Genomic DNA, 25127 nt, shown 5'->3' with positions numbered 1-25127 from the left:
TTTGGAATGTCTGTTCAGTGGTTTTGAGTGATGGAATAGTTTTGAGTCATGAAATAACTGTTGAATGAGGTTGGAAGTGAGACAAGGGCCTGCAAGATTTAATTACTAGGCGATACTTAGTCTCATTCCGTAACTGAGTCCGGTTTTAGCCTATAACAGATATACCCACTGAAACAAGACAGCACTTTGAGGTAAGTTAGTATGCTGCGGGTAACGGCGACCACGCCCCAAGAGGCAGAGTCTTGCCCGGTGCGCGACGTGCTGGATCGCATCGGCGACAAGTGGAGCCTGCTGATTCTCTGTACGCTGGCGGATGGCAAGCTGCGGTTTATGGACATCAAGCGGGCGATTGGCGACGTGTCGCAGCGGATGCTGACCCAAACCCTGCGGCATCTAGAGCGCGATGGCTACATTACGCGCAGGGTCTATCCCACGGTGCCGCCGCGGGTGGAATATGAACTGAGCGACTTGGGGCGATCGCTCTTAGTCCCTGTGCAGCAGCTCATCGCCTGGGCCGAAACGCATCACCCCGAAATCGCCGCCGCCCGCGAGCGCTACGATGCCCGCCCAGAGAACGTGCCCCGGGCGGACTGAGCCATGCTATTGCTGGAAATGCCTACGCGATCGCAGGGCTATCGCAGTTCCAAAGTGGCGATCGCCCGCTGAAACACGGGGTCGTCCTGCGGCCCGCTCAGCGTGACAATGCGCCGCCGATCGGCTGTAAAAAACGCGACGTTCACGACTTCAATGTCGTCATGATGATCGGTATAGGTATAGACCGCAAATTCCTTGCCGCCCTCATTCACCAGGCGAATCCGCGACTCTAGCCAGGTGTGATTTGCTCGAATGGCTTGCTCTAGCCCCCGGCTACCAGTCGGAACTGGATCAACGCTCAGATCTAGGCTGGAGAACCAGCCGCCTTCGCCATAGCCCGCCCGCGTAATGCACTGGATATAGTCGTAGTTTGTGGGATTCATAATGCTGGCCTGACCGCCCTGCCGTCCCATTGCGCGATAGTTAGCAGGAATTTGGAAGGCTAGCCCAAGCTGGGTGTTTTCGTAGCGCCGGGTTTCTCTAGAGGGTTCCACCCAAGCACCATACTCACAGGCGATCGCCGGACGAACCCCGACCGTTGCGCCGATTGTCCCAAATACGCCAATAGCTGCAACCAGGGCGATCGCCCTCGCTCGTGAAATCAGGGCTACTCCTAGGAGCCGAGTCGGATGAAACTGCTGAGGAGGAATCGTCATGATAGGTTTAGTAAGGTTGGGAAAGGTGAATGTCGAAGCTCGGTTAGGTAAAGGATGCCCCGCAATGCAGGTTTGATGCCTGAGTTTGATGGGTTCGATCCACCGCCTGAGTCCGTCTTCTTCCAGATTGCCCGTGTGACGGACAAAGAGATACCGAGATAAAATAAAGGTTTCTGAAAATTTTCCCGGCTTAACGAAAACGAATGGTCATTGCAATGCTGGTAGCAGGCCTTGTCCTGCTGGTGATTGGAGCGGAGATCCTGGTTCGCGGCGCATCCAAGCTGGCGGCGATCGCCGGAATTTCGCCACTTGTTATTGGGCTAACCATTGTTGCCTATGGGACTAGCGCTCCAGAGATGGCGGTCAGTATCCTATCGAGCTACGCAGGACAGGCTGACATTGCAGTGGGCAACGTGGTCGGCAGCAATATTTTCAACGTGCTGCTGATCTTGGGTGTGTCGGCGCTGGTGGCTCCGCTGGTGGTCGCTCAGCAGTTGATTCGGCTGGATGTGCCGATCATGATTGGCGTATCGTTTCTGATGCTGCTGTTTGGACTAGATGGGCGAATTGGGCGCTCGGATGGCGTGGTGCTGTTTGCTGGGGCGATCGCCTACACGCTGTTTCTGATTTATCAGAGCCGCAAGGAGCAAAACCTGGATGTGCAGCAGGAATACGAGCAGTATGGCGCGGGAGAGCCGGGCGATCGCCCCGCCGCCCTAATCTGGCTGATTAACCTGGCTTACATTGTGGGTGGGCTGGTGCTGCTAGTCTTGGGTTCTCGCTGGCTGGTGGATAGCTCGGTTAGTATTGCCCGCTTGATTGGGGTCAGCGAGTTGGTCATTGGCCTGACGATTGTGGCTGCGGGAACGTCTTTGCCCGAACTGGCCACCTCCGTCGTCGCCAGCTTCAAGGGCGAACGCGACATTGCTGTGGGCAACGTCGTCGGCAGCAATATTTTCAATATTCTTGCCGTGCTGGGGCTTTCGGCAGCCGTTTCCCCAGCGGGTCTGGCCGTGTCTGATGCGGTGCTGCGCTTTGATGGGCTGGTTATGCTGGCCGTGGCGATCGCCTGTCTACCCATCTTTTTCACAGGCAACCTGATTACCCGCTGGGAAGGTGCAGTTTTTATCGGATACTACGCCGCCTACACGCTGTATCTCATTCTCCACTCCACCCAGCACGCCATCCTGCCGCTCTTTAGCCAGGCCATGTTCTGGTTTGTGCTGCCAATCACGGTTTTGACAATTGCTGTCGTAACCCTGCGCGAACTCCGCCGCTCCCGCCACCGCAAGCAGCAGATCTCGTCCGCCGAAGAGCCACCGACCCGATAGTTCCACCTCGCTGGGCCGTCTGGAAAGCCCCCCGAAAAAACGTGCAATGCCGCTGGGGTCTACCTTCGCGGCCTATGAGACAATGGAGAATACTGCTGTTAATACCCGTTAGGGGGTTCCGTGAGTTTTTCTGAAATGACTTCTGCAACACAAGCCATGCCCCAACGGGCGGTGTTTCCCTTTACGGCGATCGTGGGGCAAGAAGAAATGAAGCTGGCCCTGCTGCTGAACGTGATCGACCCCAAAATTGGCGGGGTGATGATCATGGGCGATCGCGGCACAGGCAAAACCACCACCATTCGGGCCCTGGCCGACCTGCTGCCCGAAATCGAGGTTGTTGCCGATGACCCCTTCGGCAGTTCCCCCACCGACCCCGACCTGATGAGCGACGACGTGCGGCGGCGGCTCAGCGCGGGTGAAACCTTGCCTGTATCCCATCGCAAAGTGATCATGGTCGATTTGCCGCTGGGGGCAACGGAGGATCGCGTTTGCGGCACCATCGACATCGAAAAGGCACTGTCTGAGGGCGTGAAGGCGTTTGAACCGGGGCTGCTGGCCAAGGCCAATCGCGGCATTTTATACGTAGACGAGGTAAACCTGCTGGACGACCACCTGGTGGACGTGCTGCTCGACTCGGCCGCCTCCGGCTGGAACACGGTAGAGCGCGAGGGCATTTCGATTCGTCATCCGGCGCGGTTTGTGCTGGTGGGGTCGGGCAACCCAGAAGAGGGCGAGTTGCGGCCTCAACTGCTCGACCGCTTTGGAATGCACGCAGAAATCCGCACGGTTAAAGATCCCTCGCTGCGGGTGGATATTGTTGAGCAGCGCTCCGAGTTTGACCAAAATCCGAAGGCGTTTTTGGCAAAGCATCAAGCCCAGCAAGACGCGCTGCAAAAGCAAATCGTCGATGCCCAGGCGCGGCTGTCGTCGGTGACTATTGACCGAGAGCTAAAGGTAAAAATCTCTCAGGTGTGCGCTGAGCTAGATGTAGACGGGTTGCGGGGCGACATCGTGACCAACCGTGCCTCGAAGGCGATCGCCGCCTTTGAAGGCCGCACCGAAGTCACCGAACAAGACATCCGCCGCGTCATCGGCCTCTGCCTGCGCCACCGCCTCCGGAAAGACCCGCTAGAATCCATCGACTCCGGCTATAAGGTGGATAAGGTATTCAGCCAGGTTTTTGGTCTGGCTGAGGAAGCCATCCAAAACGGTGCCGCTGTCGCCCGCTAGGCGCTGTATTGTTAGGCGCTCTATTGTAAGGTGGGTTTTTCCTGCACATCGCACCCGGAAAACCCACCCCTCAGAAAAGGCTTCAAGACGGTCTGAAGCCCCTTTTGAGCCTTGATTGCTCGTAGAAAGTCCTCACAGATTGCCTGAAACCAACCCCTAACCCCCAACCCCTAACCCCTGATGCCCCGTATCCTTGGGCTAGACCCCGGACTGGCGACCCTCGGCTTTGGGGCACTGTGCTGTGAAGCTGGTTCCGGCGTTCGATCAGCCGATCGGATTGAGGTGCTAGATTTTGGCGTGATTCGCACCCTGGCAGGAACCGAGATGGGCGATCGCCTTTGCACCATCTTCGACGACCTGCACGACCTGCTAAACACGGTCAAACCCGATCTTATCGCTCTGGAAAAACTATTTTTCTACCGCATGGGCAACACAATTGCTGTAGCTCAAGCACGGGGCGTGATTGCGCTGGTGTTAGCACAGCATAAGCTGCCCGTTGTGGAGTTCACGCCAGCTCAAGTCAAGCAGGCGCTAACTGGATATGGCAACGCCGACAAGCTGGCCGTTCAGGAAGCTGTGGCCCGCGAACTGTCGCTCGCAACTATCCCAAAGCCCGACGACGCAGCCGACGCGCTGGCGATCGCCCTCGCAGCTTGGTTTCAGCAGTAATTCATGCCTCCAGACCCGGCAAAGCACTACGCCTCATCCGATTCGTCCAGATCTATATCTTCATCCCGAAGATTTTCCAAATCCTCTGGCTTAATCCCCCAGGCTTCCAGCAGGTCGCCTGTGCTATCTAGCTTGCTGACACCATGCTCAGTAATCAGGTATGTAGAACTCTCATCCTGCATCTGGATCAGAATTTCCCCTTCACTATCGTCATCCACAATTTCAACGTCGGTTTCATCTGAAAGCTGGAGAGCGGCGATCGCATCTGGATCGCCCTTTGCCGCCAAAACTTTCAACAGATTCAGCGTCGTGTAATGCACGGAGCGAGGAATACGTTCTGTCATAGCTATCCTGAAATCAGCTTGAGCTAAACAACGTGAGCTAAACAGCTTGAGCTAAACAGCTTGAGCTAAAAAAACGTCAGCAAGACTCAAAAACACTCAAAATTCGGTTCAAAACTTTGCCCTCAAGATTCATGCTTCAAAATACCCTACAGCATCCCTGAAAATTTGGATATAGCTCCTTAATACAGCCAACTCCCTGTGTAACTCCCGATGCAACTTTCCGGCTTTCACCACATCGCCCTGATCTGCTCCGATTACGAGCGCTCGAAACGCTTCTACACCGAGATTCTGGGCTTCCAGGTTTTGCAAGAAACCTACCGTGCGGCAAGGCAGTCCTACAAGCTGGATTTGGCGCTCCCCGCTAAGTCTGGAATTTCTGCCTATCGCATTGAGCTATTTTCCTTTCCTGCACCGCCGCCTCGCCCCTCGCGCCCGGAGGCCTGCGGACTGCGCCATCTGGCCTTTGCGACCCCTGATCTCGACCGTTCCGTTCTCTACCTGGAGTCTCAAGGCATTTCCGTCGAGCCAATCCGAGTGGATGAGCTAACCCAAAAGCGGTTCACCTTCTTTCAAGATCCAGACGGACTGCCGCTAGAGCTATATGAAGCATAGACCGTTCACCTTTTTTCAAGACCCAGACGGACTGCTGCTAGAGCTATACGAAGCATAGACCACTGGGCATAGACCACTGTGCATAGACCACTGTGCATAGACCCTCGTGGGCAATCCCTATACGCCCAGCGTGAACAAAAAAGCGCAAAGACAAAAAAACGGGCTAACCCGTTCCAGGTTAACCCGTCAATTGGGAACGCTCGAAGAAACTACTTTTGCACCACCAGCTTCACGTTGGCGTTTTGCAGACCGGGGCGCTTCACTTCTGCCAGCGTCTTGTTGACGGCATACTTCTGGTTGATGGAGTTGATCAGCTCGGTCTGGTTGTGCTTCTTGGCAACGCCCCAGAGGTCAGCGATCAGGTCGAAGGAACCATCGGCATTGCGAGACCAGCCCAGATCATACTCGCCTTCCAGAACGGCAACGATGTCAGAGCGGACGCGCTGACCGTTGTAGCCGCGCACATCAGCTTCGGTCTTCACAGAAATACCCAGATCCCGCAGAGAAGCCTTCAGGATTTCGGCATCGGTGATTTTGGTACGCAGAGTGCTAAAGTGAGACATTTCGGATTTCCTCCTGTAGGGAAAACTGAGAGAGACAACGTTTTTTGGTAGGTAGGTACCGCCCGGCTCAGCCTTTGGAGGGCAAACAGAAGCGGCTATAGCGATTAGACTGCTAGCGATGTGCTAGCCTTTCCTCCTGTTGGGAGCAGGAGAGAAAGCCCGTTTAACTCCACTCCAGCCGCTTGTATTCTTCTTCGCGGCTTCGCTCTTCAGCGATGGAAGTGGCAGCAGGTCGCGCGCGCTGCCTCGCCCATTCCCGTAGGGCGACTACCTGCTCGGCCATCGTCTTCGACAGCGGAAGCGTCGATTTGACGGCAGCAATAATATCTAGCTGAGTGAACTCGCGGTCTTGAGCAAAGGCTTCATACATCGCAGCCACGACTGCTTGCTCAATCTCTGCACCGGAGAATCCACAAATCACGTTAACCGAACGACTCGCGCCCGTGTTGGGATCGACAATCGAGACGTTTGCCTCAGCCTCAGAAATCTTCGCCAGTTGCTCCAGGTCAAACCGGGAAATGTCATTCCGCCGCTTGGAGAGATGAATGCGGAAGATATCTTTGCGCTCCTCAGCCGTAGGCAGATCTACAAAGAAGATTTCGTCAAAGCGCCCTTTGCGGAGAAACTCACCCGGCAGGCGATCGACCCGGTTTGCAGTGGCCATGACGAACACCGGCGAGGTCTTTTCCTGCATCCAGGTCAGAAACGTTCCAAAGATTCGGCTAGAGGTTCCGCCGTCGGAATCAGCAGAACCCGCGCTGCCTGCAAAGGACTTGTCTAACTCATCGATAAATAGGATCGCTGGAGAAATCGATTCAGCAGTTTTTAAGGCGCTGCGGAGATTTGCTTCCGATCGCCCTACCATAGAGCCGTCATACACGCGACCCATATCCAACCGGAGCAGCGGTAGCCCCCAGAGGCGAGAGGTCGTCTTGGCAATCAAAGACTTGCCGCAACCCGGCACACCCAGAATCAGCATCCCCTTGGGCTGGGGCAAGCCATACTCCCGCGCCCGTTCTGTAAAAGCGTTGGAACGCTGACGCAACCAGGACTTGAGTTCTTCTAGACCGCCTACTGAGTCGATGGTGCTGTCTTCTTCCAGATATTCCAGGATGCCGTTGCGGCGAATAAGCTGCTTCTTCTCTGAGAGAACAACTTCAACTTCAGATTCCGTCAGCTTGCCAGCGGCAACCTGAGCCTTGCGATAGACCTTCTCGGCTTCGTCGCGAGTCAGCCCCAGCGCTGCCTTCAGCAGCTTTTCGCGAGTCTCGGTCGTGATGCGACGAACGGGGCGGGACTGGTCGAGCTGGTGCGTCAAGACCTGATTTAGCTCTCCCATGTCGGGCAGTGGGAAGTCTAGAACAGCGACTTCTTTTTCCAGCTCTATGGGGATATTTTGAACCGGAGACATCAGCAAGATGGTCTTCTGCGTATCCTTGAAGCTGGCGATCGCATCTCTCAGCCACCGGGTTACCGCAGGCGAGTCGATGAAGGGGTGCAGATCCTTGAACACAAAGATCCCTGGCTCTCGCTGACGAATGACCCACTCGATTGCGGCTTCGGGAGAAACGGTATTGTGCTGGGTGATGTTGCGCGGCTGGCCAAACTCCACAATGCCGTGGGTGACTGTCCAGATAAAGACTCGTCGCAGGGGCTTCATCTGGGCGATCGCCGCGATGGTCTGCTCTGCCCGCTCTTCCTCAGAGGTCACGAGATAGATTAGAGGATACTGTGCTTGAACTAAGACGTTTAGCTCTTCTCTCATGTCGTCAACCTGCTATGGACAGTGGAGGACACCCGCAAACCGATTGTGATGCGATCGCCGAACCGCAGTTCAGCAGCCCTTACGTAACCTGACAACCCGATAGATGCCCGACCCCAGTGGATGCAAACCTGTAAGCTTCCAGAAACTGCTCTCGAAGCCCGTTCTCAACTGACTACGAACCCGTCAGACAACATAACCCAACTAGCAAGGAACCAAACTCTCTTCACCCGGTCGATCAAACCCCTCAGCAACAGGCTCAGGAGACGGAGTCATAGAAACGCGATCGACCAACTCGCCATCATCCTGCACGACTCCAGCGTGACTCGCCAAAGAAACTAGCTCACCCTCGTGGATCACATAGGAACTCTCACACCCAGGACAGTTGTATACTCGATGAGTCTGCCCATGAGAGACAGATCCGAGAGACGCTTCTACCTCATCTACGACGTGCGGATGAGTTAAGTAGAAGACAATCGCACGTTCCACAATGCTTGACATCGCTTCGTCATCTACCGCCGCTTTGATTTTCAGCTTGCGGTGAAGCTCTCGTGGAACATACAGGGTGAGTTTACTCTTGTCTTGCATATTGATTTCGCGATTGATACCCGGGTATGTCGTTTAAGAATAGAGGCTTGGTTCAAGTGCTGTCAAGACGGAAGACCGCTATGACGGCAGTATTGTTACACAGGTTTACAAATGGCGTTACATCTCGATTCATCAACTGGGGATGGGGCGATCGCCCTCAGCCTTCTGCAACCGGGGTTGGGTCGTCTTCGCGTCGAATAGCAGCTAGCCTGTTGCTCAGTCTGAGCGTCGGACTGGTCAGCAGTTGCTCTCAGCCAGCAGTTAGCGAACGGCGAACCTGGAAGGTTTATCAGAATCCCAACTACGGGTTTGAGTTTCCCTATCCCGACAACTGGGTGCCTGCGCCCCTGCCAGACAGCCAGAATGGGCGGCGATTTCGCAACCCCTACAGCCCGGATGTGGAAATTCTCGGCTGGGCGAGCCATATCTTGTCTACGCCGGGGGATTCGTCTGAGCAGGTGCGGCGGAGCGTGCTAGCTGCGCCCAACTTTACGACGCGCCAGGGATTGCGCGGACAGCTGCGCGTAGAAATCGGAAGCACGGTCAGCCTGATGACGCTGACGCTAACGGAAGAGGGCGTGGTGTATTTTGGCAGGGGCGATCGCCCCAGCGATCAGTTCTCGCAATACTACGAGTTTTTTAACTACGTGGCAAAGCAGTATTACGTGCCATCGACAGGAAAACCCAGCCCTCACCCCCCAGCCCCGAAATAGCCTGAAATCGCAGCAGCTCAAGGCAGCCGGGTTAGAAGATCCATTCTGAGAATCGACGTATCGCTAAATCTTGCCAGCCAGATGAGCAAGCTGGCGCATATTCAGCAGACGCATCGTTTGCCCGGCGGTGTCAATCTTGATCCAGCCCTTGCTGTCCAGCTTTTCCATAATTTTGGCGGCATCGTCTGGATTAATATCGGTGACATCTGCCAAATCCTTAATCGGCACGTTGAAAATCTCTGTGCCGTGGGGCGTTGATTTCCCGTAGTTTTCACCCAGCAGCACCAGCGTATTGGCTAGCTTAATAGCTGGGGCGCGGTGCTGAATCTGGAAGCGAAAATTGGTCTGCCGCAACCGCCGCACCATCAGTTGCAGCATCTTGTGGTGCAGTTGCGAATCTTTGAACAGCGTCTGGATAAAGCGCTGGGCGGAAATGCTGAGCAGCTTTACAGGCGACAGCGCCACCACATCCGTCGAGCGGGGAGACTCGTCCAAAATCGCCATCTCCCCAAAGAAATCGCCGCGCCCTAAAATCGCCAGCGTGACCACTTCTTCGCCAGAGTGACGGCGCACTTTTACCCAACCCGACTCGACAAAATAGACCGCATTTCCCCAGGCATCTTCCATCAGCACAGCACGGCCAGCAGGATACTCATGCTCAACCGCGATCGACAAGAGCCACTCCAGGGTTTCTGGACTGGCGGAACTGAAGAGAGGGAACAATTCACTAAAGGCGGTGGTTTTCATGAAGAACGCCCTGGATAAGAAGTCGAGAGTCCCTCCAGGGGCTGCTTTGCGCGCAAGTTATTGGCGCGAAGAGAAACAGTCTGGCGAGACGCATAGTAGTCAAGCACGGGGAGCCACTTGCCAAGGTTAGAATACCCAGGCGATCTGCAAAATTAGCAGCCGACTGCGGAGTCTGGAAGCCTTGCGAAAGTGCAGGTGAACGTCATTAAGTAGAGCCAGATGGTTAAGTCTAGCGTATCATGGCGTTGTTATGGCGCTGTTATGGCACTCAGTCCACGTCGGCGATCGCCCGTTGCAGCAGTGGCAACAGCAAATTGAGGAAAGGCGGCCAGCCCACTAGAATCGGCTGCTGATGGGTCAGCGTGTCGGGGTCGAGGGCGGCTGCATCAAACCTGATGGGCTTGCCGTCCAGATCGCAACACACCAGCCCGGCTGCCCGGGCCAATGCCAGCGGCCCGACCGTATCCCAGAGTTTAACTCGGCGGTTGAGGTAAATATAAAGTGCAGCGCGACCCTGAATCACCTCCAGCACCTTTAGCCCAAAGCTGCCGATAAAGCCAAACTGAGCCTGGGGGATATGGCGCAGAATGGACTCACCGTAGCGACGGGCATCTTTGGTGCCGATTAGAACTGAGAAGCGATCGCCCGTCAGGTCTGGCCTCGGCAGGTTTGGCTTAGTCGGCACCAGCGGAGCCGCCTCTGCTGCGCCCGCCCGCCCAAATAGCCCCAGTTCCTCGCCCCCAAAATACAGTTGATCAAACACAGGCGCATAGACCCAGCCCGCCGTCGGCCGCCCCTGCTCCAGCGCTCCCACCATGACGGAATAATGCGGCTTGCCGTGGATAAAGTCTTCTGTGCCATCCAGCGGATCGACCAGCCACAGGCGGCCAGCGTGCTGCGAGAATTGCTGACGCGAGGCGGCGTTTTCCTCAGAAATTACGCTATCGGCGGGAAATAGCGCCGTCAGCCCACCCGCAAGCTGAGCATCCAGTGCCCGATCCACATCGGTCACGTAGTCGTCTAGCCCTTTTTTCGTAGACCTTGAACGACCCTGCCGCCAGATCGAGCGATCGCCTGCCACAGTCCACCACTAGCCGACTAATCGCCTCAATCTGATCGTCCCGAAAGCTTCTGCATTGGTTTCCTGCGGTTTCCTGCACTGAGTGCCGTCCTCATCATAGACTGCATCCTGCGCTCTCAAGTGCCGCGCAGCCCCAGGGGTCACTCTATGGTCTGCATCGAAAAATTCTAAGGATTTAGCGACAGATTGCCTCAAGAATGCGGGTCGTTGTTGCCGATGCAACGATTTATCCAGGCGTTTCAAGAAAATAATTCAAAAGCGTTCAGAAACTATCTGGACGGTGCAGGCTGAAAGCAGTGTAGCAATCTTAGAATTACACGAGAATTACACGGGAGGGCGCTGTAAAAATCCTGTAGAAACGAGAAAGGGCGGCTGGTTTTCCGCTGGTTTCCCGCTGCCCCAGTAAATGCTGATTCAGTTAAATGCTGATTCAGTTCATGCTGATTCAGCGACTGCTGGTAATGCTAGTCAACAAAGCTGATCAACAATATTGGTCAATCTTAAATTAATCAACCCCGCTATTTTCCTGCCAGGCAGTTTATCCTGACCTCTTTCCCCCAGACAGAAAGAGTTCGCTAAGGTGGGAATGCGGACTCGTGAACCCTGCTCGTGAACCCCGTTTTGTAGATAAAGCTGCTCTATGGCTGGCAAAACCTACACTTTCTATCGCACCTCTCCCGCCCGCACGTCCCTGGTGCATCCCACGAGCGGGAACAATCCGCTGGTTCATCGCGCCATCGTGCTGATGTTGCTAATCACGGGTGCGATGGGGGCGTTTGTCTATCGCCTCTCGGAACTGCAAATCTTTGAAGGGGCTCGCAATCGGGAACTGGCAGAGCAAAATCGGGTGCGCCGCATTCCGCTGGTGGCCGACCGAGGAACCGTGAGCGATCGCCACGGCAAGCTCCTGGCCACCAGCCAGATTTCCCGCTACGTCTACCTCTGGCCAAGACAGCACTCGCCCAGAGAATGGCAGGAAATTGCCGTTCACCTGTCGCCGATTATCGGCGTTAGCCCGAAAGACATTCTGGGTCGTCTGGAAAAGGCAGGCTATACCTCTCTGCTGCCCGTGCGCGTTGGCAACCAGCTTTCACCAACCATGTTTGTGGCCGTGGCCGAACTGTTGCCGCGCTGGCCAGGGGTGGAAATTCTTACCGGATCAAGCCGCAAGTATCCCAACGGGTCGCTTGCATCCCATGTATTGGGCTACATCGGCGAAGCAACTGAAGAGGACATGGCCCGCAATCCCGATTATCCCAGCGGCATGATCGTCGGCAAGATGGGCATCGAGCGCCTGGCTAACAAACAACTGGAAGGCAAGTGGGGCGGACGACTGGTAGAAGTGGACGCACGTGGTCAGGAATCTCGCTTGCTGGGCGAACAGCCGCCAATCAGCGGTGAACCCGTTCAACTGACGCTGGATTTGGCATTGCAGCGCACGGCAGAAAAGGCGCTGGGGGGGCGGCGCGGCGCAGCGGTAGTGCTGAATGTGAAAACGGGCGAGGTGTTGGCGTTGGCGAGTTCGCCGACGTTTGACCCCAATATGTTTACCCGCAGCGTCACGGAGGCGGAATGGCAGCAGCTTCAAAAAGGTGACCAGCCGTTTCTCAACCGGGCGCTTCAGGGTTATCCACCGGGCAGCACGTTTAAGATTGTGACGGCGCTGCGGGCATGGAGACGGGCAAGTTTTCACCCCCAGGCGCGGGTGGGCACGTCGGCGTTTCTCAGCGTGGGCGGGCACCAGTTTTGGGAAAGCAGCCGCCGCGGGTTTGGGGCGATTGGCTTCCGCGATGCCCTGGCCTACAGCAGCAACACCTTTTTCTTTCGGGTGGGTATGTCGGTGGGGCCAGAGGCGATCGCCCGCTGGGGCAAGGCGCTGGGCATTGGCATCGAAACGCCGCACCTGGGGCTGGAGGGGGCCAGCATTGGCATGATGCCCACGCCCGATGAGAAAGAAGCGCTATACAACGAACCCTGGTATCTGGGCGACACGATTAGCATGTCCATTGGTCAAGGGCTGGTGCAGGCGACCCCGCTGGAACTGGCCGTGATGACGGCGGCGATCGCCAACGGCGGCAAGCGCGTCCAGCCTCATCTCCTCGCCTCGCAGACCAACCGACCCGACGTGCAGCCCGTGTCAGCGGGCCTCAAGCCCGAAACTATCAAAGCCATTCAGGAAGGACTGGTGGCCACAGTGCAAAAGGGTACAGCTCGCCGCCTGGCCGATGGCTCCATCCCCCTGACGGCAGGTAAAACGGGCACCTCGGAAGTGGGCCCCGGCCGCAAGCCCAACGCCATGTACGTGGGCTACGGCCCGGTGAGCGATCCGCAGATTGCGATCGCCGTCGTCATTGAAAACGGAGGCTATGGCGGCGTTGCGGCGCTGCCTGTAGCTCATGAGGTATTTAAGACGTATTTTGGGAAGCAGTGATGCCACCTAAAGCGGCGGTAGCTCCTCCAAAATGGTGAACCGGACGTGGTTGATTGCTAAATCCCCAATTGACACGTCTACGTCACTATTTGGCGTTTTGATCGTTTCAAAGGAAATGCCCTTAGCCATTTCAGCATGGAACCAGGGCAGGCCCATGAAAAAGCGGGTGGGATAGGGGCCACCATCCACTACGTCATCTACATTCGACTCCATCGGCAGCCAGCCAAAGCCCGGAATGTAAAACTCAATCCAGACATGGTTAAATTCTGGCTCCAGAGGATACCGCTGGCGATCGGCGTAGGGCGGACACTTGTAGCGACCGACTGTGCGGCAGGCAATACCATTCAGCCGGGCCAGCGCCAGCAAAATGCCGACATACTCGCCGCAGGAGCCTGTGCCCCGCTCCAGCGCCACATCGGGCGTGTCGATATGGGGCTTGATGCTGTAGGACAGGCGATCGTAGACATAGTTGCGAATTTTCAGAATTTTGCGGAGCAGATTGGTTTCTGTGCCAATGGACTCGCGGGCGGCGGCCCGAATCACAGGCGTTTCCATCGCCAGATCGTCGTCATCGACCAGATAGCGCGACTGAAACTCCAGCGACAGCGGCGGAATTTTCTCCACGTCGTCGTAGGTGAACTGATACTTGATGCCGCGTACTTCCAGCAGCGCCTTCCAGCCAAAGATGTGGCTTTCGTGGGGCCGGAGTTGGTCAAACTTGAACACCGCAACCCGCTGTCCGTCTTGCAGTTCTTCGGTAAACGGGATGCCGATCGGCTCCACCTGTCGCAGCTTTTGGCGGGCCGTTTCCGCAGGCAGAGCAATCCGCCACTCTAGACCGTTTAGCTGCACCGCATCCAGTGGGGAAATCTCCTCGGCATAGATCATTTCTACCAGAAACCCGTTGGAGAGCGTGTAGTGCTGCTGCGGGTCGTAGCGGAAATAGAGCGGATGGAGAAAGGTGCGATCGCGGAAGGTTAGCTCATAGGGCAGTTCCGGATTATTGGGGTCGTCTCGAATGTAGGCTTCCTCAAAGGAATAGACGACGTACAGCACCTCATCGCCTGTTGCGGGATCGGGATAAAACGCCAGCCCGCTGGGGCTATCGAAGGGGGTCAGCAGGCTGAATCGCAATTCCCCTGTTGCCCGATCCATACAGTAGACCGTGCGCTCTAGGCGATCGCACAGCCACAGTTCTTCCCCCCGAAAGGTGAGATTTTCAATCCCCACACCGGGCGCAGCAAAGCGAGTAATCTCGCGCTGAGTTTCCGCGTCGTAGATCAAAATTGCACCCGCTTTTTGGCAGGTGATGTAAACTGCACTGCCGTAGACCGCCACGCCATCTGCCGGGTAGGGCAGCGTTGCAAACTCGTCTGGAGTGAGCGTATCGCCGGACAGATCAGTGAGGGGGCAGCGATAGACCCTATTTTCCCGCGTGAACCAGAGCGTGTCTCCGGCGATCGCCAGTCCGCTGCCATCCAGAAATTGCTCGGTGTGTTTGGAGTTGAGAATCGTCGTGCTGTCGCTGTCGGGGGCGATCGCAACCAGATACCCCCGCACTGCGTCCAGCGTCAGCAGCCTGCCCTCATGCAGCGCCAGCCCCCGCATCATATACACCCCCACGGGACGCACCGTGCGGTGCAGCGTCGTTGCGTTGGACTGAATCACCAGGGACTCTCCTGGCTGTTCTGAGGCATTGGATAAGGCGGGTTCAAGCAGCATAAAAGTTCGGGATGCAGGATCAGGGGTAGGCTGGTTAAGCCGTCTTACATCATAGGAAAAAGACACCAGGGGCGTGTGTATCCAAATGATGGTTTTTCGGCTAACCCCTGACGCTTGCAGGCTCCAGGCAGGGTTCAATCGTGGCAATGACGGACTCCGCTAGGGCAGTGTAGTCATAGCCACCCTCCAGCCCAAAGGCGATTTTTGGGGTGATTTGCAGACAGTAGCGCGTGAAAACCCCGTAATCGGAAGGGTTCAGGCAGATTCGCGCCAGTGGGTCGGCCCGGTTGGCATCGTAGCCCGCGCTGACGAGCAGCAAACTGGGGCAAAACGCCTGGAAAAAAGGCACAATTTCTCGCGCAAACAGCGGCTCATAGTCTGCCAAGGTGCTGCCAGCCTGCATGGGGAAATTTCGCACAGTGTCATGCTGTCCGCGATCGCCCGCTGCGCCCGTGCCCGGATACTGCGGATATTCATGCAGCGAGCAAAACGCAATGCGCGGGGTCAGATTCCACAATTGCCTCGGTGCCCATTGCCATGATGCACGTCCCAGTCCAAGATGCCGACGCGCTCTATGCCCCGGCTGCTGGAGCGCATACTGAGCGGCGATCGCCACATTGGAAAACAGGCAAAACCCCATACCCCGCTTGGGCAGCGCATGATGCCCCGGCGGGCGCACCAGGGCAAACGCTGGCCGCCCCGTTTGCAGCACCGTGTCCACTGCATCCAGCCAGGCGCTCACCGCTAGCAGCGCCGCCTCGTAGCTATCCGGCGACACGACCGTATCCGGATCGACCTGCCCGCCGCCGTGGGTGGCGACATATTCCACCGCCGCTACATAATCCGGGGGATGCACGGTGTAGAGCGCCGCCATCAGGCGATCGCCCTGAGCATCCACAGGCGTGGGTGATCGCCAATCGAGCCGATCGGCCCACGGCACCTGCCGCAGCGCCGTCACCACTGCCCGCAGCCGTCCGGCGTTTTCGGGATGGTAGGAACCCGTGTCATGCTGCAAAAAACACGTCGGGAATAGAAGATCGGAAACTGCGACATGGCAAGGCGCTTAGGGAAGGAATGCCTCGATTTTACAGCGCTATTCTAGGGTGGAGGGGCTTAACCGAGCGATCGCAGGCGCATTTAAAGAAGCTAAAGAAGCGTTTCAAGGAATGGCTCAACCGCATTTTCTCTTCCAAAGTTGAACAGCACTCCGTATCCAAAAGTGAATAAGTTAACTACTAGGAGAATGGACTATGCAAATCACGATCAATTTACCGCCAGATCTTGAGCAAGACCTGCTCCGTCAAGCAGAGCAATCTAATGTTCCATTGCAGACTTTGATTCTACAAGCCTTACGTCAGGTAATTCAGCCACCCTCTGTTTCCACGTCTCAGTGGTCGGAATTTATCTTGTCCTATGAAGGCATTCCTGGCTTCCCTCCGTTTGAGTCCTATCGTGACGAACTCCTTCCACCCCCTGAGCCGGAGCTATTCTGATGCAATATCTGCTGGATACTTGCGTCATCCGCGACTTCATCAAGCGACTTCATCAAGGGTGAACCTAGCACTAAAGTCAGGCTCAAGCAAACCCCGCCTGTTGATATTGCGGTCTCGGCGATTACGGTCATGGAGTTATGCTACGGATTGGCCCTCAATCCTCAACGCGCCCAGAAGGTTGAACCGGCGATCGCCAGCTTTCTGTCTTCTGTAAGAATTCTCCCTTTTAGCACCCTAAAAGCAGAACAAGTGGCTGAAATTCGTGCGCTCCTTCAATCTCAAGGGAAGCCAATTGGGGCTTACGATGTCTTGATAGCGGCTACAGCGCTTCAGCATAGCCTGGTTATGATTACTGCAAACTTGTGAGAATTTGAGCGCATTTCGGGACTGCAAGTTGAAAGTTGGCGACAATCGACCTGAATGCTACTAACCAATGTTATTGACCGTTGATGATTAGGCGATCGCCCTCCACGCGCACATCTCGCAATTCTATACCCCGCATCTCGACTTCAGCATTAATGCGAGCTTCTAACTCTGCCAGCGATAGCCCAAGCTGACTCGCCACGACCGACGCAGGCAGGCTCAGATTGCCGACCTTCACGGTCATGTTTTCGTCAAGTTTCAGCTTCCCGTTTCGCACCGTCGGGCTGCCCTCGATGCCGAGATACACGCCGCGCCGCCCCAGCGCCGGAACGAACGCCAGCACCCGATCTAGCGCAGCCCGCTCCTGATCGGTCAGCCCGTCGGTCGGCAGTTCCGACAGGTTCACCACCACGCCGCCTTTGATCTTGCCATCCTCGATGGTGGTGCTAAAGCCGTTTTGCAATAGCGTCTGACCTTCGGGAGATTGGGCGATCGCCGCTGTCACAATCTGATTGACCTGCTGACCGTCCAGCGCCACCGGCGCACCGCTCGTTACCAGGCGCTCAACGGCTTCGGGCGATATCGGCATTGGGTCGGGCGTGGTGGCAATGGCAGGCGGCTCCGTGGCGTACCAGTCGGGCACCTGCGACACCTGTCGCACCGATAGCGCCGTCGCCGCCAGCGCCCCGATCGCTACGCCCGCCGCAATGCCCACCAGCCAAATCAGTTGCTTTTTCATCGATCGCCCTTTACCCGTTACTTCGATTAATCAGGAATCTTAAAGCGCTGGAGCAACGCCTGCTGCGTAAAACTCTGCGCTTGCTAAAACGCCATACCTGATCACGCTCATAGCGCGATCGCCCGTCCGGATTATTTTGCCATTCTCTCGGAACTGGGAAATCGGCCGCAGGATTTATTAGAACTTAAACGATGGGCTGGGGTGCTTTGGGCTGTGCGCTGGGCAGCCATCGACTGGCGATCGGCATTCGCCAGCCCGTGCCAAAGGCGCGATCAGTAATCTTTAGCCCCGGTGCAGCCTGCTTGCGCTTGAACTCAGCGCGGGTTACGAGCCGAATCACCTGATTCACCACGGCCGCGTCATGCCCTGCGGCGACAATTTCGTCCGGTGCCTGATGCCGCTCCACAAACCGCTCCAAAATATCGTCCAGCACCTCATACGGCGGCAGCGAGTCCTGATCGACCTGGCCCGGCTTGAGTTCGGCGCTGGGCGGCTTGGTGATGATGTGGGGAGGAATGACAGGGAAGGAGGAGGGATGAATTAAGAGGGAGGAATCAAACGCCCCATTCATCCTTCCGAATTCATCCCTCATCCCTTCATTGAGCCACTTGCAAATCGAGTAAACGCGGGTTTTGGGGACGTCGGCGATCGCCGCCAGTCCGCCGTTCATGTCGCCATAAAGCGTGCAGTAGCCGACTGCCACTTCCGACTTGTTGCCCGTGGAAATCAGCAGGTGTCCGAATTTGTTGGAGATCGCCATCAGCAGCGTGCCGCGAATGCGCGATTGCAAATTCTCTTCGGCGATGCCAAACTCAGTGCCTGCAAATAGCTCGGCTAACGCCTGATCATAGCCCTGCATCATAGGGGTAATGGGGATGGTCTGGGTCTGGATGCCAAGGTTTTTCGCCAGATCCAGCGCGTCGGTGATGGAGTGGTCGGAGCTGTAGGGCGAGGGCATCAGCACGCCGAGGACGTTTTCGGGGCCGAGGGCAGCACTGGCGATCGCCGCCACCAGGGCCGAGTCGATGCCGCCGCTGAGTCCCAGCACCGCCTTTTGGAATCCGCACTTGCGCACATAGTCGCGCACGCCCATCACCAGCGCCATCCAGATTTCTGCATCGGCACTGTCGGGCAACGGGGCGATCGCATCAGGCATGGGCATCAGCTCGTCTACCGCCGGGTCAAATTCGGCAAACACCAGGTCACTCTCGAACGGCTTGGCCCGCAGCACGACTTCTCCCGCCCGATTCAGCCCAAAGCTGCACCCGTCAAACAGCAAATCGTCATTGCCGCCGACCTGATTGGCATAGAGAATTGGCTGGCCGTAGCGGGTGGCGCTGTGGCGCAGCATGTTTTCCCGAAGTTGCTGCTTGCCGACGCTGTAGGGCGACGCCGACAGGTTCAGCACCAGATCAACCCCCTGGCGATCGAGTTCGGCGATCGGGTTCACCTCATAATGGCGCTTGCCCCAAAAGCTCTCGTCGTTCCACAGGTCTTCGCAAATGGTGACCCCAATCCACACGCCATCCAGCTCAAAGGCGCTGCTGTCGTCGCCGGGTTCAAAGTAACGGTCTTCGTCGAATACGTCGTAGGTGGGCAGCAGCCGCTTGTGAAAGTAGCGCTGCACCGCGCCCTCCAGCAGCAGCGCGGTCGTATTAAACAGGGGCTTTTCGCCATCGTGAACCGCATCGGGATTGGGCAGCACCGTTCCCACCAGCACCGCCAGATCCGCAGGCAAGTCTCGCGCTAGCTGCGCCAGGGTCTCTGCCATTGTCGCCAAAAAGCTGGGCTGCATCAGCAGGTCGCGGGGTGGATAGCCGCAGAGCGAAAGCTCCGTCGTCAGAAGCAGTCGTGCCCCTTGAGCGATCGCCGCTTGTGCCGCATCCAGAATTTGCTGGGCATTGCCCGTGAGGTCGCCGATGGTGGGATTTAGCTGGGCGATCGCAATTTTCATGGCTGGAACCCGCTAGCTATCGATTCCCACTGGCTGCGAAACTGTAACAGGCGACGGTGCAGGAGCGGCAGTCTTCGTGCTAAACACCAGCCCATGTTCGCCCACCGTTACCAAAATCGTGTCGCCTTCGGCAAAGGCGTTTTCCAGCAGCTTGGTCGCCAGTGGATTCTCGATTTCGCGCTGGATCGCCCGCTTCAGCGGCCGTGCGCCATACACCGGGTCAAAGCCCGCATCGGCAATGTAGTTTTGCGCGTCCGGCGTGAGTTCCATCCGCAGCTTTTGATCCGCCAGCAGGCGATGGATGCGCTGAAGCTGGATACCGACAATTTGCCGCAGTTCCTTGAGGCTGAGGGCGTGGAACAGGATGATGTCGTCTACCCGGTTGAGGAACTCCGGGCGGAAGTGGTTTCGCAGTGCGTCCATCACCCGCTTTCGCATCTCCTCGTATTTGGAATCGTCACCGGACACGTCGAGGATATGCTCGCTACCGATGTTGCTCGTCATCACTACAATCGCATTGCGAAAATCCACCGTGCGCCCCTGCGAATCGGTGATGCGCCCGTCGTCTAGCACTTGCAGCAGAATGTTGAACACGTCAGGATGGGCCTTTTCCACCTCGTCCAGCAGCACGACGGAGTAGGGGCGGCGGCGGATCGCCTCGGTCAGTTGCCCGCCTTCCTCATAGCCGACATAGCCCGGCGGCGCACCCACCAACCGCGACACAGAATGCTTCTCCATGTATTCCGACATGTCCAGCCGCACCAGCGCATCTTCCGAGTCGAACATGCACTCGGCCAGGGCGCGGGCCAACTCTGTTTTGCCGACCCCCGTGGGGCCGAGGAACATGAAGGAGCCAATGGGACGACCGGGGTCTTTCATCCCAGCGCGGGCACGACGAATCGCGGCAGCCACAGCGGCCACAGCCTCATGCTGCCCAATCACCCGCTGATGCAGGAAAGATTCCAAATTCAGCAGCTTTTGGCGCTCGGTTTCCAGCAGGCGATTCACCGGGATGCCCGTCCACTTGGCGACGATTTCGGCAATGTCCGAATCGGTCACCTCTTGCCGCAGCAGCGCCTTGCCCGCTCCAGTATGCACATCCGTCAGGCTGGCTTCTTTTTCTTCCAGTTCTCGATGCACTGCTTCTAGGCGGCCGTACTTCAACTGGGCGGCGGTGTTGAGGTCATAGTCGCGCTCGGCTTTTTCGATTTGGCGCTGGAGCTTTTCTTCTTCTTCGCGCAGGAGCTTAATTTCTGCCTGAATTTTCTTCTCAGTTTCCCACTGCTTAGTGAGGCGCTCTTTTTCGGGGGTTAGCTGGGCGATGTCGGCTTCGATGCGTTCCAGTTTCTCTTTTGAGGGTCGAAACGCGACGTTGGTCACGCCCAGGCGCGTGCCTTCGTTTTCGAGAGAGCGCTTTTCGATCTCAAGTTGGCGGATACGGCGCTCGATGGTTTCTAGCTCGACGGGTTTTGAAGTCGCCTCCATCTTGAGCTTTGCAGCCGCCTCGTCCACCAGGTCGATCGCCTTGTCAGGCAGGAAGCGGTCGGTAATGTAGCGATCGCTCAGCATGGCCGCCGCCACCAGCGCCGAGTCGGTAATGGTGACGTTGTGATGCACCTGGTAGCGATCCTTCAGGCCACGCAGGATGGAGATGGTGTCTTCTACCGTCGGCTGACCAATGTAGACCTGCTGGAAGCGGCGTTCCAGGGCGGCATCTTTTTCAATGTGCTTGCGATATTCGTCTAGCGTTGTCGCGCCAATGCAGCGCAGTTCGCCCCGCGCCAGCATCGGTTTGAGTAAATTGCTGGCATCCGTAGTGCCAGAGGAGGAGCCTGCGCCCACGACGGTATGCAGTTCGTCGATGAACAGGACGACTTGCCCTTCGGAGTTCGTCACCTCACGCAGCACCGCCCGCAGCCGCTCCTCAAACTCGCCGCGATACTTGGCTCCGGCAATCAGCGAACCCATATCGAGGCTGATGAGCTGGCGATTTTTCAGCGATTCGGGCACGTCGCCGTTGATGATGCGCTGGGCCAGGGCCTCGGCGATCGCCGTTTTGCCCACACCCGGCTCACCGATCAGCACGGGGTTATTTTTGCTACGTCGCGACAGCACTTGCACGACACGGCGAATTTCCTCATCCCGCCCGATCACCGGGTCCAGCTTGCCCGACTTGGCCAGCTCCGTCAGGTCGCGCCCGTACTTCTCCAGCGCCTTGTATTGCGACTCTGGCGACTGGCTGGTGACGCGCTGACTGCCCCGCACGCTCTTGATCGTCGTTTCCAACTGCTTCGCCTCGATGCCCGCGGCTTTGAACAGGCGGCGACCCACGCGGTCATCTTCGCAAAGCGCCAAAACCAAGTGTTCGACCGAGATGTAGTCATCCTGGAACACCTTGCGGGCATCTTCGGCCCTGTCCAAAAACGTATCTAGGCCGCGCCCCAAGAAAAGCTGGCTGAGGTCGTTGGTGTTGACCTTGGGCTGGCGGGCGGCGAAGGAGTCTAGCTGCTGCCGCAGGCGGGCCGATTCCATACCGGCCTTGTCGAGAATGGTATTGGCCAAACCTTCCTGATCCAGCAGGGCGATCGCCACATGCTCGACTTCCAGATTTTGTTGACGGTAGCTGCGGGCCACATCCTGCGACTTGACGATCGCTTCCCACGCTTTTTCCGTAAATTTACTGGGGTCGGTTGGCTGCATGTTAAAAATAAATCCTTGAATAGCTGCTTAGGGTGTTCTCTATTGTAACGTGAGTGTTTAGCCAGACGCTTGCGGGAGGAGGCTGGATGCCATTTCCTGCAAACCTTTTGGGCTGACTTTCACCTACTTCTAGTGTACGGAAGCTGCCTCCGGTTTGCCTGAATTCAAAAACAGGACGCTGATGCAGCAGACGTGTATGGGGCGATCGCAAGCGTGATCTTACTGAGGCTGGATACGGAGCGATCGCACCAGACTATCCAGCAGCGTCAGATTTGGGAAAAAGCCGCTGCTATCTTGCATGTTGAGCTGCTGAGCCACCCGCCGCAGGTAGGTTTCGTAATCTGCCACAAAGGCATCGTACTGATCCGCCGTGAGCGGTGCTGTGGCGGGCAATACGGACGTTAGCAGCGGCTGCGACAAAGAGACATAATAGCGCCCGTCGGTGGTCAATCCCTGAAAGATATAGACCAGTTCGTTGCTGAGAATCGGGCTAACGTCGTACTTGTAAACCCCCACGAAACGCAGCCCACTGCCCTCCCCAAAGCGGAGATATTCCATCTGCGATCGCAGCACTTCATCCCCCGAAACAGGCGGCAGCACACCGATTGGACGATTAATGTAAAACGGGCGCTGGGTCAGAATGGTTCGCAGCCCGTTAATCACCTGGTTCATCGCCTGTAGCTCCTGGCGATAGCCCGCATACATCGCCCGCAGCCCATTCACCGAATAAATCTTGAGCGTTCCCGGCGGCACTGCGATTCCCGCTGCTGGGCTGGGCACTTGAAATTGATAGACCAGATGGGATGGCTCGCCGTTGAGATAGGGCGGCTGATCGGGGCGATAGGGCCGCCGCTGCCCCTGCACCGAGTCCGTCAGCGGCCCTGGTTCAAACCGCACCTGCTCCAGGGATAATGGGAACTCGGTCGCCACGTCCGAAAGCTGAAGCACGTAGGGCCCAGGCGGCCGCGCTATGGATGACGACTCCGGTAACTCTGGCGAATCGATGGCTGGTGCAGGCTGGGCGATCGCCCTTTGCTGCCCCAAAAGAAAATCATTGCCAACGACCGCTATGCTCCCCAAGGGCAAGAGCAGGGAAAGCCCCCGCACAACCCAACCATTCATGGTGTCGCTCCTCGTTTCGCTCCTCACTCACACGGTCTGCAACATCGCCCAAAGCACAGCCTAAGACACAGCCCGAGATGCAGCCTGAAATCAAGCACCAACGCCCAATCCAAGCGCTGGTGCAGACCTCATGCTTCTAAACGCCTCGCCTAGACCGGGCCACATTCCCCAAATCAGGGCGCAAAGACTGGAATATGGCGCGATGGCTCCGCATCACGCGGTTTGCTCATCCCCTAGCAGTTGCTCTCAATCTTATCCAGGTCTGGTGCAAATGAGCGAGATTCCCTGAAATCAAGGGTTAAATGTGAGGAGAAATTCGGAATCGGGGGTTATAGGGGTAGCGAGTAGAACTCCCGAAACCCTATTCACCGGTAATCGACAGTTCCTCAATCCACACGCGGGGGCTGAGGCCAGCGCCGACCCGTTCCAGCTCTGGTTCGATGTGGATGATGGACTTGAGCAGTTGGCGAAAATCGCCTGCGACCGTCGCGGATTCGATGCTGGTGCGCTGCCCATCGCGGATCAGCCAACCGTCGAAAGGCAGCGAGAAGGAACCCTGGAGGGCTTGTACCCCAGCATGAAGCGCGTGCAGGTCGTCGATAAACACCACATTATTAGCCGTATTGAGGTCAAAGGCGGGGTCGGCGGTTCCCGGCAAGACATGGTAGAAATGGCTGCCAACTGTCACCTTTGCGCCCATGTTGGCGTGGCCGGTGGGCTGCGCGTTCAGGCGCTTGGCCGTGCCAGCGCTGTGTAAAAAGCTGGTCAATATGCCCTGATCAATCAGCGAGACGCGGCGGGTGGGCGTGCCCTCGCCATCAAATAGTTCGCCGCCGATGTTTTCGGGATGCAGCGCGTCGTCGCAGAGCGAGAGCAGTGGAGAGGCGATCGCACTCCCCAGTGACTCTGGCGTAGACAAGCTTTGCCGATCGAGAATATTCTGCGCGTTAAACAGATTAGAAAACGCTCCAATCAGGCTCAAGAAGGCATCGGGCGACAGCACAACTTGATATTTGCCAGTAGGAATCTTCTCGTAATCCAGGTGGCTGATCGTCTTCTCGGCCGTTTCCTGAATACACTTCTGAATATCCAACTGCGCTAGCCCCCGACTCACCTCAAAAGACCCGGCGCTGCGGGGCTTTTTGCCCTCCTGCTCTGTCTTGCTGTAGAGGTAGATCGACGCAATAGATTGCCCCTGCCGCCGCACTGCGCCTTCGCTGTTCAGATAAAACCGTTCCATATCCCGCTGCGACAGACCGTTATAAGGCACAGAGGCGATCGCCGGATGCGCTGCCAGCAGTTCTTTCTCAGCTTCGACTAACGCCGCGATCAGGTCAGACACCGACGCAGGCGACACGCGATCATCTTCCTGTCCCGCTAGCGGAGCCGTCGCCTCCGGGCTAAAGTCGGGCACATTCTCCTTCATGCCAAAAAAGCTGGCATCATAAGCTGTCTTCAGCGCCAGTTCCAGTCCCGTCGGATCTACGTCCGTTGTCGAGGTGATGCCCAGCGTGCCTTCCGGGTTCCATACGCGCACCGTTACACTCGATCGCTGCGATGCCTTCACTTGCTTGGGTTCGCCCTGATCGACCTGGACGCTGGTTTCATCCACCGACGCGCCGTAGATGTCGTACTTCTGAATTCCCAGGTGGCGAGCAGACTCCTGAACCTGGTTGGCAAGATCGCTAACGAGAATCGGCATGGTGGGGGGTG

The 25127-nt window shown here is 57.0% G+C and carries 22 protein-coding genes; 9 read left to right on the top strand and 13 right to left on the bottom strand.

Translation table 11 applies throughout. From position 1 onward, the window contains the following. Window positions 1–201: 201 nt before the first annotated feature. Window positions 202–594 (top strand): winged helix-turn-helix transcriptional regulator, encoded by a 393-nt coding sequence (locus tag O77CONTIG1_RS12790; protein WP_068511124.1) that lies wholly within the window; start codon window positions 202–204, stop codon window positions 592–594. Between the two features lie 38 nt (window positions 595–632). On the opposite strand, the gene O77CONTIG1_RS12785 is transcribed toward O77CONTIG1_RS12790, so the two are convergent. Further along, entirely contained in the window at window positions 633–1250 is a 618-nt protein-coding gene (locus O77CONTIG1_RS12785; protein ID WP_068511123.1) for a hypothetical protein, read from the bottom strand. 203 nt (window positions 1251–1453) lie between these two features. Between O77CONTIG1_RS12785 and O77CONTIG1_RS12780 the strand changes: the two genes are divergently transcribed. From O77CONTIG1_RS12780 to ruvC, 3 genes are all read left to right on the top strand, one after another. Beyond that, on the top strand, window positions 1454–2581 hold the full coding sequence (locus tag O77CONTIG1_RS12780; protein ID WP_068511121.1) for a calcium/sodium antiporter: 1128 nt from the start codon (window positions 1454–1456) through the stop codon (window positions 2579–2581). 135 nt (window positions 2582–2716) lie between these two features. Beyond that, window positions 2717–3811, top strand: coding sequence for a magnesium chelatase ATPase subunit I (gene bchI, locus O77CONTIG1_RS12775; RefSeq protein WP_068511118.1), 1095 nt, complete (start codon window positions 2717–2719; stop codon window positions 3809–3811). Window positions 3812–3991: 180 nt separating this feature from the next. Next, the gene (gene ruvC, locus O77CONTIG1_RS12770; protein ID WP_068511117.1) at window positions 3992–4480 is read left to right on the top strand and encodes a crossover junction endodeoxyribonuclease RuvC; all 489 of its coding nucleotides are present in this window, start codon (window positions 3992–3994) and stop codon (window positions 4478–4480) included. Between the two features lie 26 nt (window positions 4481–4506). Here the strand turns inward: ruvC and O77CONTIG1_RS12765 are convergent, their stop codons facing one another. Continuing rightward, the gene (locus O77CONTIG1_RS12765) at window positions 4507–4824 is read right to left on the bottom strand and encodes a hypothetical protein (RefSeq protein ID WP_068511115.1); all 318 of its coding nucleotides are present in this window, start codon (window positions 4822–4824) and stop codon (window positions 4507–4509) included. Window positions 4825–5034: 210 nt separating this feature from the next. Here O77CONTIG1_RS12765 and O77CONTIG1_RS12760 point away from each other — a divergent pair, with 210 nt between their 5' ends. Next, a complete protein-coding gene (locus O77CONTIG1_RS12760) occupies window positions 5035–5436 on the top strand; it encodes a VOC family protein (protein WP_068511114.1) in 402 nt (133 codons plus the stop codon). A 209-nt stretch (window positions 5437–5645) separates the two neighbouring features. Here the strand turns inward: O77CONTIG1_RS12760 and O77CONTIG1_RS12755 are convergent, their stop codons facing one another. After that, window positions 5646–5999 carry a DUF1257 domain-containing protein gene (locus O77CONTIG1_RS12755; RefSeq protein ID WP_068511112.1) on the bottom strand — a complete coding sequence of 118 codons (354 nt, stop codon included), beginning with the start codon at window positions 5997–5999 and terminating at the stop codon, window positions 5646–5648. A 163-nt stretch (window positions 6000–6162) separates the two neighbouring features. Then, the gene (locus O77CONTIG1_RS12750) at window positions 6163–7764 is read right to left on the bottom strand and encodes an AAA family ATPase (protein WP_068511110.1); all 1602 of its coding nucleotides are present in this window, start codon (window positions 7762–7764) and stop codon (window positions 6163–6165) included. A gap of 665 nt (window positions 7765–8429) precedes the next feature. On the opposite strand from O77CONTIG1_RS12750, the gene O77CONTIG1_RS12740 reads away from it, so the two are divergent. Next, window positions 8430–9062 (top strand): hypothetical protein, encoded by a 633-nt coding sequence (locus O77CONTIG1_RS12740; protein ID WP_156435232.1) that lies wholly within the window; start codon window positions 8430–8432, stop codon window positions 9060–9062. A 63-nt stretch (window positions 9063–9125) separates the two neighbouring features. Here O77CONTIG1_RS12740 and O77CONTIG1_RS12735 read toward each other — a convergent pair whose 3' ends face one another. Further along, a complete protein-coding gene (locus tag O77CONTIG1_RS12735) occupies window positions 9126–9809 on the bottom strand; it encodes a Crp/Fnr family transcriptional regulator (protein WP_068511103.1) in 684 nt (227 codons plus the stop codon). A 268-nt stretch (window positions 9810–10077) separates the two neighbouring features. Then, window positions 10078–10890 (bottom strand): 3'(2'),5'-bisphosphate nucleotidase CysQ, encoded by an 813-nt coding sequence (locus O77CONTIG1_RS12730; RefSeq protein WP_225894571.1) that lies wholly within the window; start codon window positions 10888–10890, stop codon window positions 10078–10080. Between the two features lie 640 nt (window positions 10891–11530). On the opposite strand from O77CONTIG1_RS12730, the gene mrdA reads away from it, so the two are divergent. After that, entirely contained in the window at window positions 11531–13321 is a 1791-nt protein-coding gene (gene mrdA / locus O77CONTIG1_RS12725) for a penicillin-binding protein 2 (RefSeq protein WP_068511101.1), read from the top strand. A 6-nt stretch (window positions 13322–13327) separates the two neighbouring features. Here mrdA and O77CONTIG1_RS12720 read toward each other — a convergent pair whose 3' ends face one another. Next, window positions 13328–15043 (bottom strand): transglutaminase-like domain-containing protein, encoded by a 1716-nt coding sequence (locus tag O77CONTIG1_RS12720; protein ID WP_084782588.1) that lies wholly within the window; start codon window positions 15041–15043, stop codon window positions 13328–13330. 100 nt (window positions 15044–15143) lie between these two features. Then, window positions 15144–16058 carry a histone deacetylase gene (locus O77CONTIG1_RS12715; RefSeq protein ID WP_084782586.1) on the bottom strand — a complete coding sequence of 305 codons (915 nt, stop codon included), beginning with the start codon at window positions 16056–16058 and terminating at the stop codon, window positions 15144–15146. A gap of 235 nt (window positions 16059–16293) precedes the next feature. Between O77CONTIG1_RS12715 and O77CONTIG1_RS23540 the strand changes: the two genes are divergently transcribed. Both O77CONTIG1_RS23540 and O77CONTIG1_RS28390 read left to right on the top strand, forming a co-directional pair. Beyond that, entirely contained in the window at window positions 16294–16536 is a 243-nt protein-coding gene (locus O77CONTIG1_RS23540; RefSeq protein WP_084782584.1) for a hypothetical protein, read from the top strand. Window positions 16537–16665: 129 nt separating this feature from the next. Further along, window positions 16666–16902 (top strand): PIN domain-containing protein, encoded by a 237-nt coding sequence (locus O77CONTIG1_RS28390; protein WP_286132296.1) that lies wholly within the window; start codon window positions 16666–16668, stop codon window positions 16900–16902. A 70-nt stretch (window positions 16903–16972) separates the two neighbouring features. Here O77CONTIG1_RS28390 and O77CONTIG1_RS12705 read toward each other — a convergent pair whose 3' ends face one another. From O77CONTIG1_RS12705 to O77CONTIG1_RS12685, 5 genes are all read right to left on the bottom strand, one after another. Then, window positions 16973–17638, bottom strand: a complete 666-nt coding sequence (locus O77CONTIG1_RS12705; protein ID WP_068511099.1) for a hypothetical protein — start codon at window positions 17636–17638, stop codon at window positions 16973–16975. 184 nt (window positions 17639–17822) lie between these two features. Further along, the gene (locus O77CONTIG1_RS12700; protein ID WP_068511098.1) at window positions 17823–19592 is read right to left on the bottom strand and encodes an NAD+ synthase; all 1770 of its coding nucleotides are present in this window, start codon (window positions 19590–19592) and stop codon (window positions 17823–17825) included. Window positions 19593–19604: 12 nt separating this feature from the next. Continuing rightward, window positions 19605–22292 carry an ATP-dependent chaperone ClpB gene (gene clpB, locus O77CONTIG1_RS12695; protein ID WP_068511096.1) on the bottom strand — a complete coding sequence of 896 codons (2688 nt, stop codon included), beginning with the start codon at window positions 22290–22292 and terminating at the stop codon, window positions 19605–19607. A 219-nt stretch (window positions 22293–22511) separates the two neighbouring features. Beyond that, the gene (locus tag O77CONTIG1_RS12690) at window positions 22512–23414 is read right to left on the bottom strand and encodes a hypothetical protein (RefSeq protein ID WP_068511094.1); all 903 of its coding nucleotides are present in this window, start codon (window positions 23412–23414) and stop codon (window positions 22512–22514) included. Between the two features lie 361 nt (window positions 23415–23775). Beyond that, on the bottom strand, window positions 23776–25116 hold the full coding sequence (locus O77CONTIG1_RS12685) for a TldD/PmbA family protein (RefSeq protein WP_068511092.1): 1341 nt from the start codon (window positions 25114–25116) through the stop codon (window positions 23776–23778). Between the last annotated feature and the right edge of the window lie 11 nt (window positions 25117–25127).

The sequence above is a fragment of the Leptolyngbya sp. O-77 genome (genome assembly GCF_001548395.1).
Classification (GTDB): domain Bacteria; phylum Cyanobacteriota; class Cyanobacteriia; order Elainellales; family Elainellaceae; genus Thermoleptolyngbya.
This window is presented reverse-complemented; position numbering and strand designations above follow the sequence as displayed.

What these genes read in the sequence shown, in the direction of transcription:
- O77CONTIG1_RS12790 (WP_068511124.1), top strand. Translation starts at nt 202, where the DNA reads ATGCTGCGGGTAACGGCGACCACGCCCCAAGAGGCAGAGTCTTGCCCG.
- O77CONTIG1_RS12785 (WP_068511123.1), bottom strand. Translation starts at nt 1,250, where the DNA reads ATGACGATTCCTCCTCAGCAGTTTCATCCGACTCGGCTCCTAGGAGTA.
- O77CONTIG1_RS12780 (WP_068511121.1), top strand. Translation starts at nt 1,454, where the DNA reads ATGGTCATTGCAATGCTGGTAGCAGGCCTTGTCCTGCTGGTGATTGGA.
- bchI (WP_068511118.1), top strand. Translation starts at nt 2,717, where the DNA reads ATGACTTCTGCAACACAAGCCATGCCCCAACGGGCGGTGTTTCCCTTT.
- ruvC (WP_068511117.1), top strand. Translation starts at nt 3,992, where the DNA reads ATGCCCCGTATCCTTGGGCTAGACCCCGGACTGGCGACCCTCGGCTTT.
- O77CONTIG1_RS12765 (WP_068511115.1), bottom strand. Translation starts at nt 4,824, where the DNA reads ATGACAGAACGTATTCCTCGCTCCGTGCATTACACGACGCTGAATCTG.
- O77CONTIG1_RS12760 (WP_068511114.1), top strand. Translation starts at nt 5,035, where the DNA reads ATGCAACTTTCCGGCTTTCACCACATCGCCCTGATCTGCTCCGATTAC.
- O77CONTIG1_RS12755 (WP_068511112.1), bottom strand. Translation starts at nt 5,999, where the DNA reads ATGTCTCACTTTAGCACTCTGCGTACCAAAATCACCGATGCCGAAATC.
- O77CONTIG1_RS12750 (WP_068511110.1), bottom strand. Translation starts at nt 7,764, where the DNA reads ATGAGAGAAGAGCTAAACGTCTTAGTTCAAGCACAGTATCCTCTAATC.
- O77CONTIG1_RS12740 (WP_156435232.1), top strand. Translation starts at nt 8,430, where the DNA reads ATGACGGCAGTATTGTTACACAGGTTTACAAATGGCGTTACATCTCGA.
- O77CONTIG1_RS12735 (WP_068511103.1), bottom strand. Translation starts at nt 9,809, where the DNA reads ATGAAAACCACCGCCTTTAGTGAATTGTTCCCTCTCTTCAGTTCCGCC.
- mrdA (WP_068511101.1), top strand. Translation starts at nt 11,531, where the DNA reads ATGGCTGGCAAAACCTACACTTTCTATCGCACCTCTCCCGCCCGCACG.
- O77CONTIG1_RS12720 (WP_084782588.1), bottom strand. Translation starts at nt 15,043, where the DNA reads ATGCTGCTTGAACCCGCCTTATCCAATGCCTCAGAACAGCCAGGAGAG.
- O77CONTIG1_RS23540 (WP_084782584.1), top strand. Translation starts at nt 16,294, where the DNA reads ATGCAAATCACGATCAATTTACCGCCAGATCTTGAGCAAGACCTGCTC.
- O77CONTIG1_RS28390 (WP_286132296.1), top strand. Translation starts at nt 16,666, where the DNA reads ATGGAGTTATGCTACGGATTGGCCCTCAATCCTCAACGCGCCCAGAAG.
- O77CONTIG1_RS12705 (WP_068511099.1), bottom strand. Translation starts at nt 17,638, where the DNA reads ATGAAAAAGCAACTGATTTGGCTGGTGGGCATTGCGGCGGGCGTAGCG.
- O77CONTIG1_RS12700 (WP_068511098.1), bottom strand. Translation starts at nt 19,592, where the DNA reads ATGAAAATTGCGATCGCCCAGCTAAATCCCACCATCGGCGACCTCACG.
- clpB (WP_068511096.1), bottom strand. Translation starts at nt 22,292, where the DNA reads ATGCAGCCAACCGACCCCAGTAAATTTACGGAAAAAGCGTGGGAAGCG.
- O77CONTIG1_RS12690 (WP_068511094.1), bottom strand. Translation starts at nt 23,414, where the DNA reads ATGAATGGTTGGGTTGTGCGGGGGCTTTCCCTGCTCTTGCCCTTGGGG.
- O77CONTIG1_RS12685 (WP_068511092.1), bottom strand. Translation starts at nt 25,116, where the DNA reads ATGCCGATTCTCGTTAGCGATCTTGCCAACCAGGTTCAGGAGTCTGCT.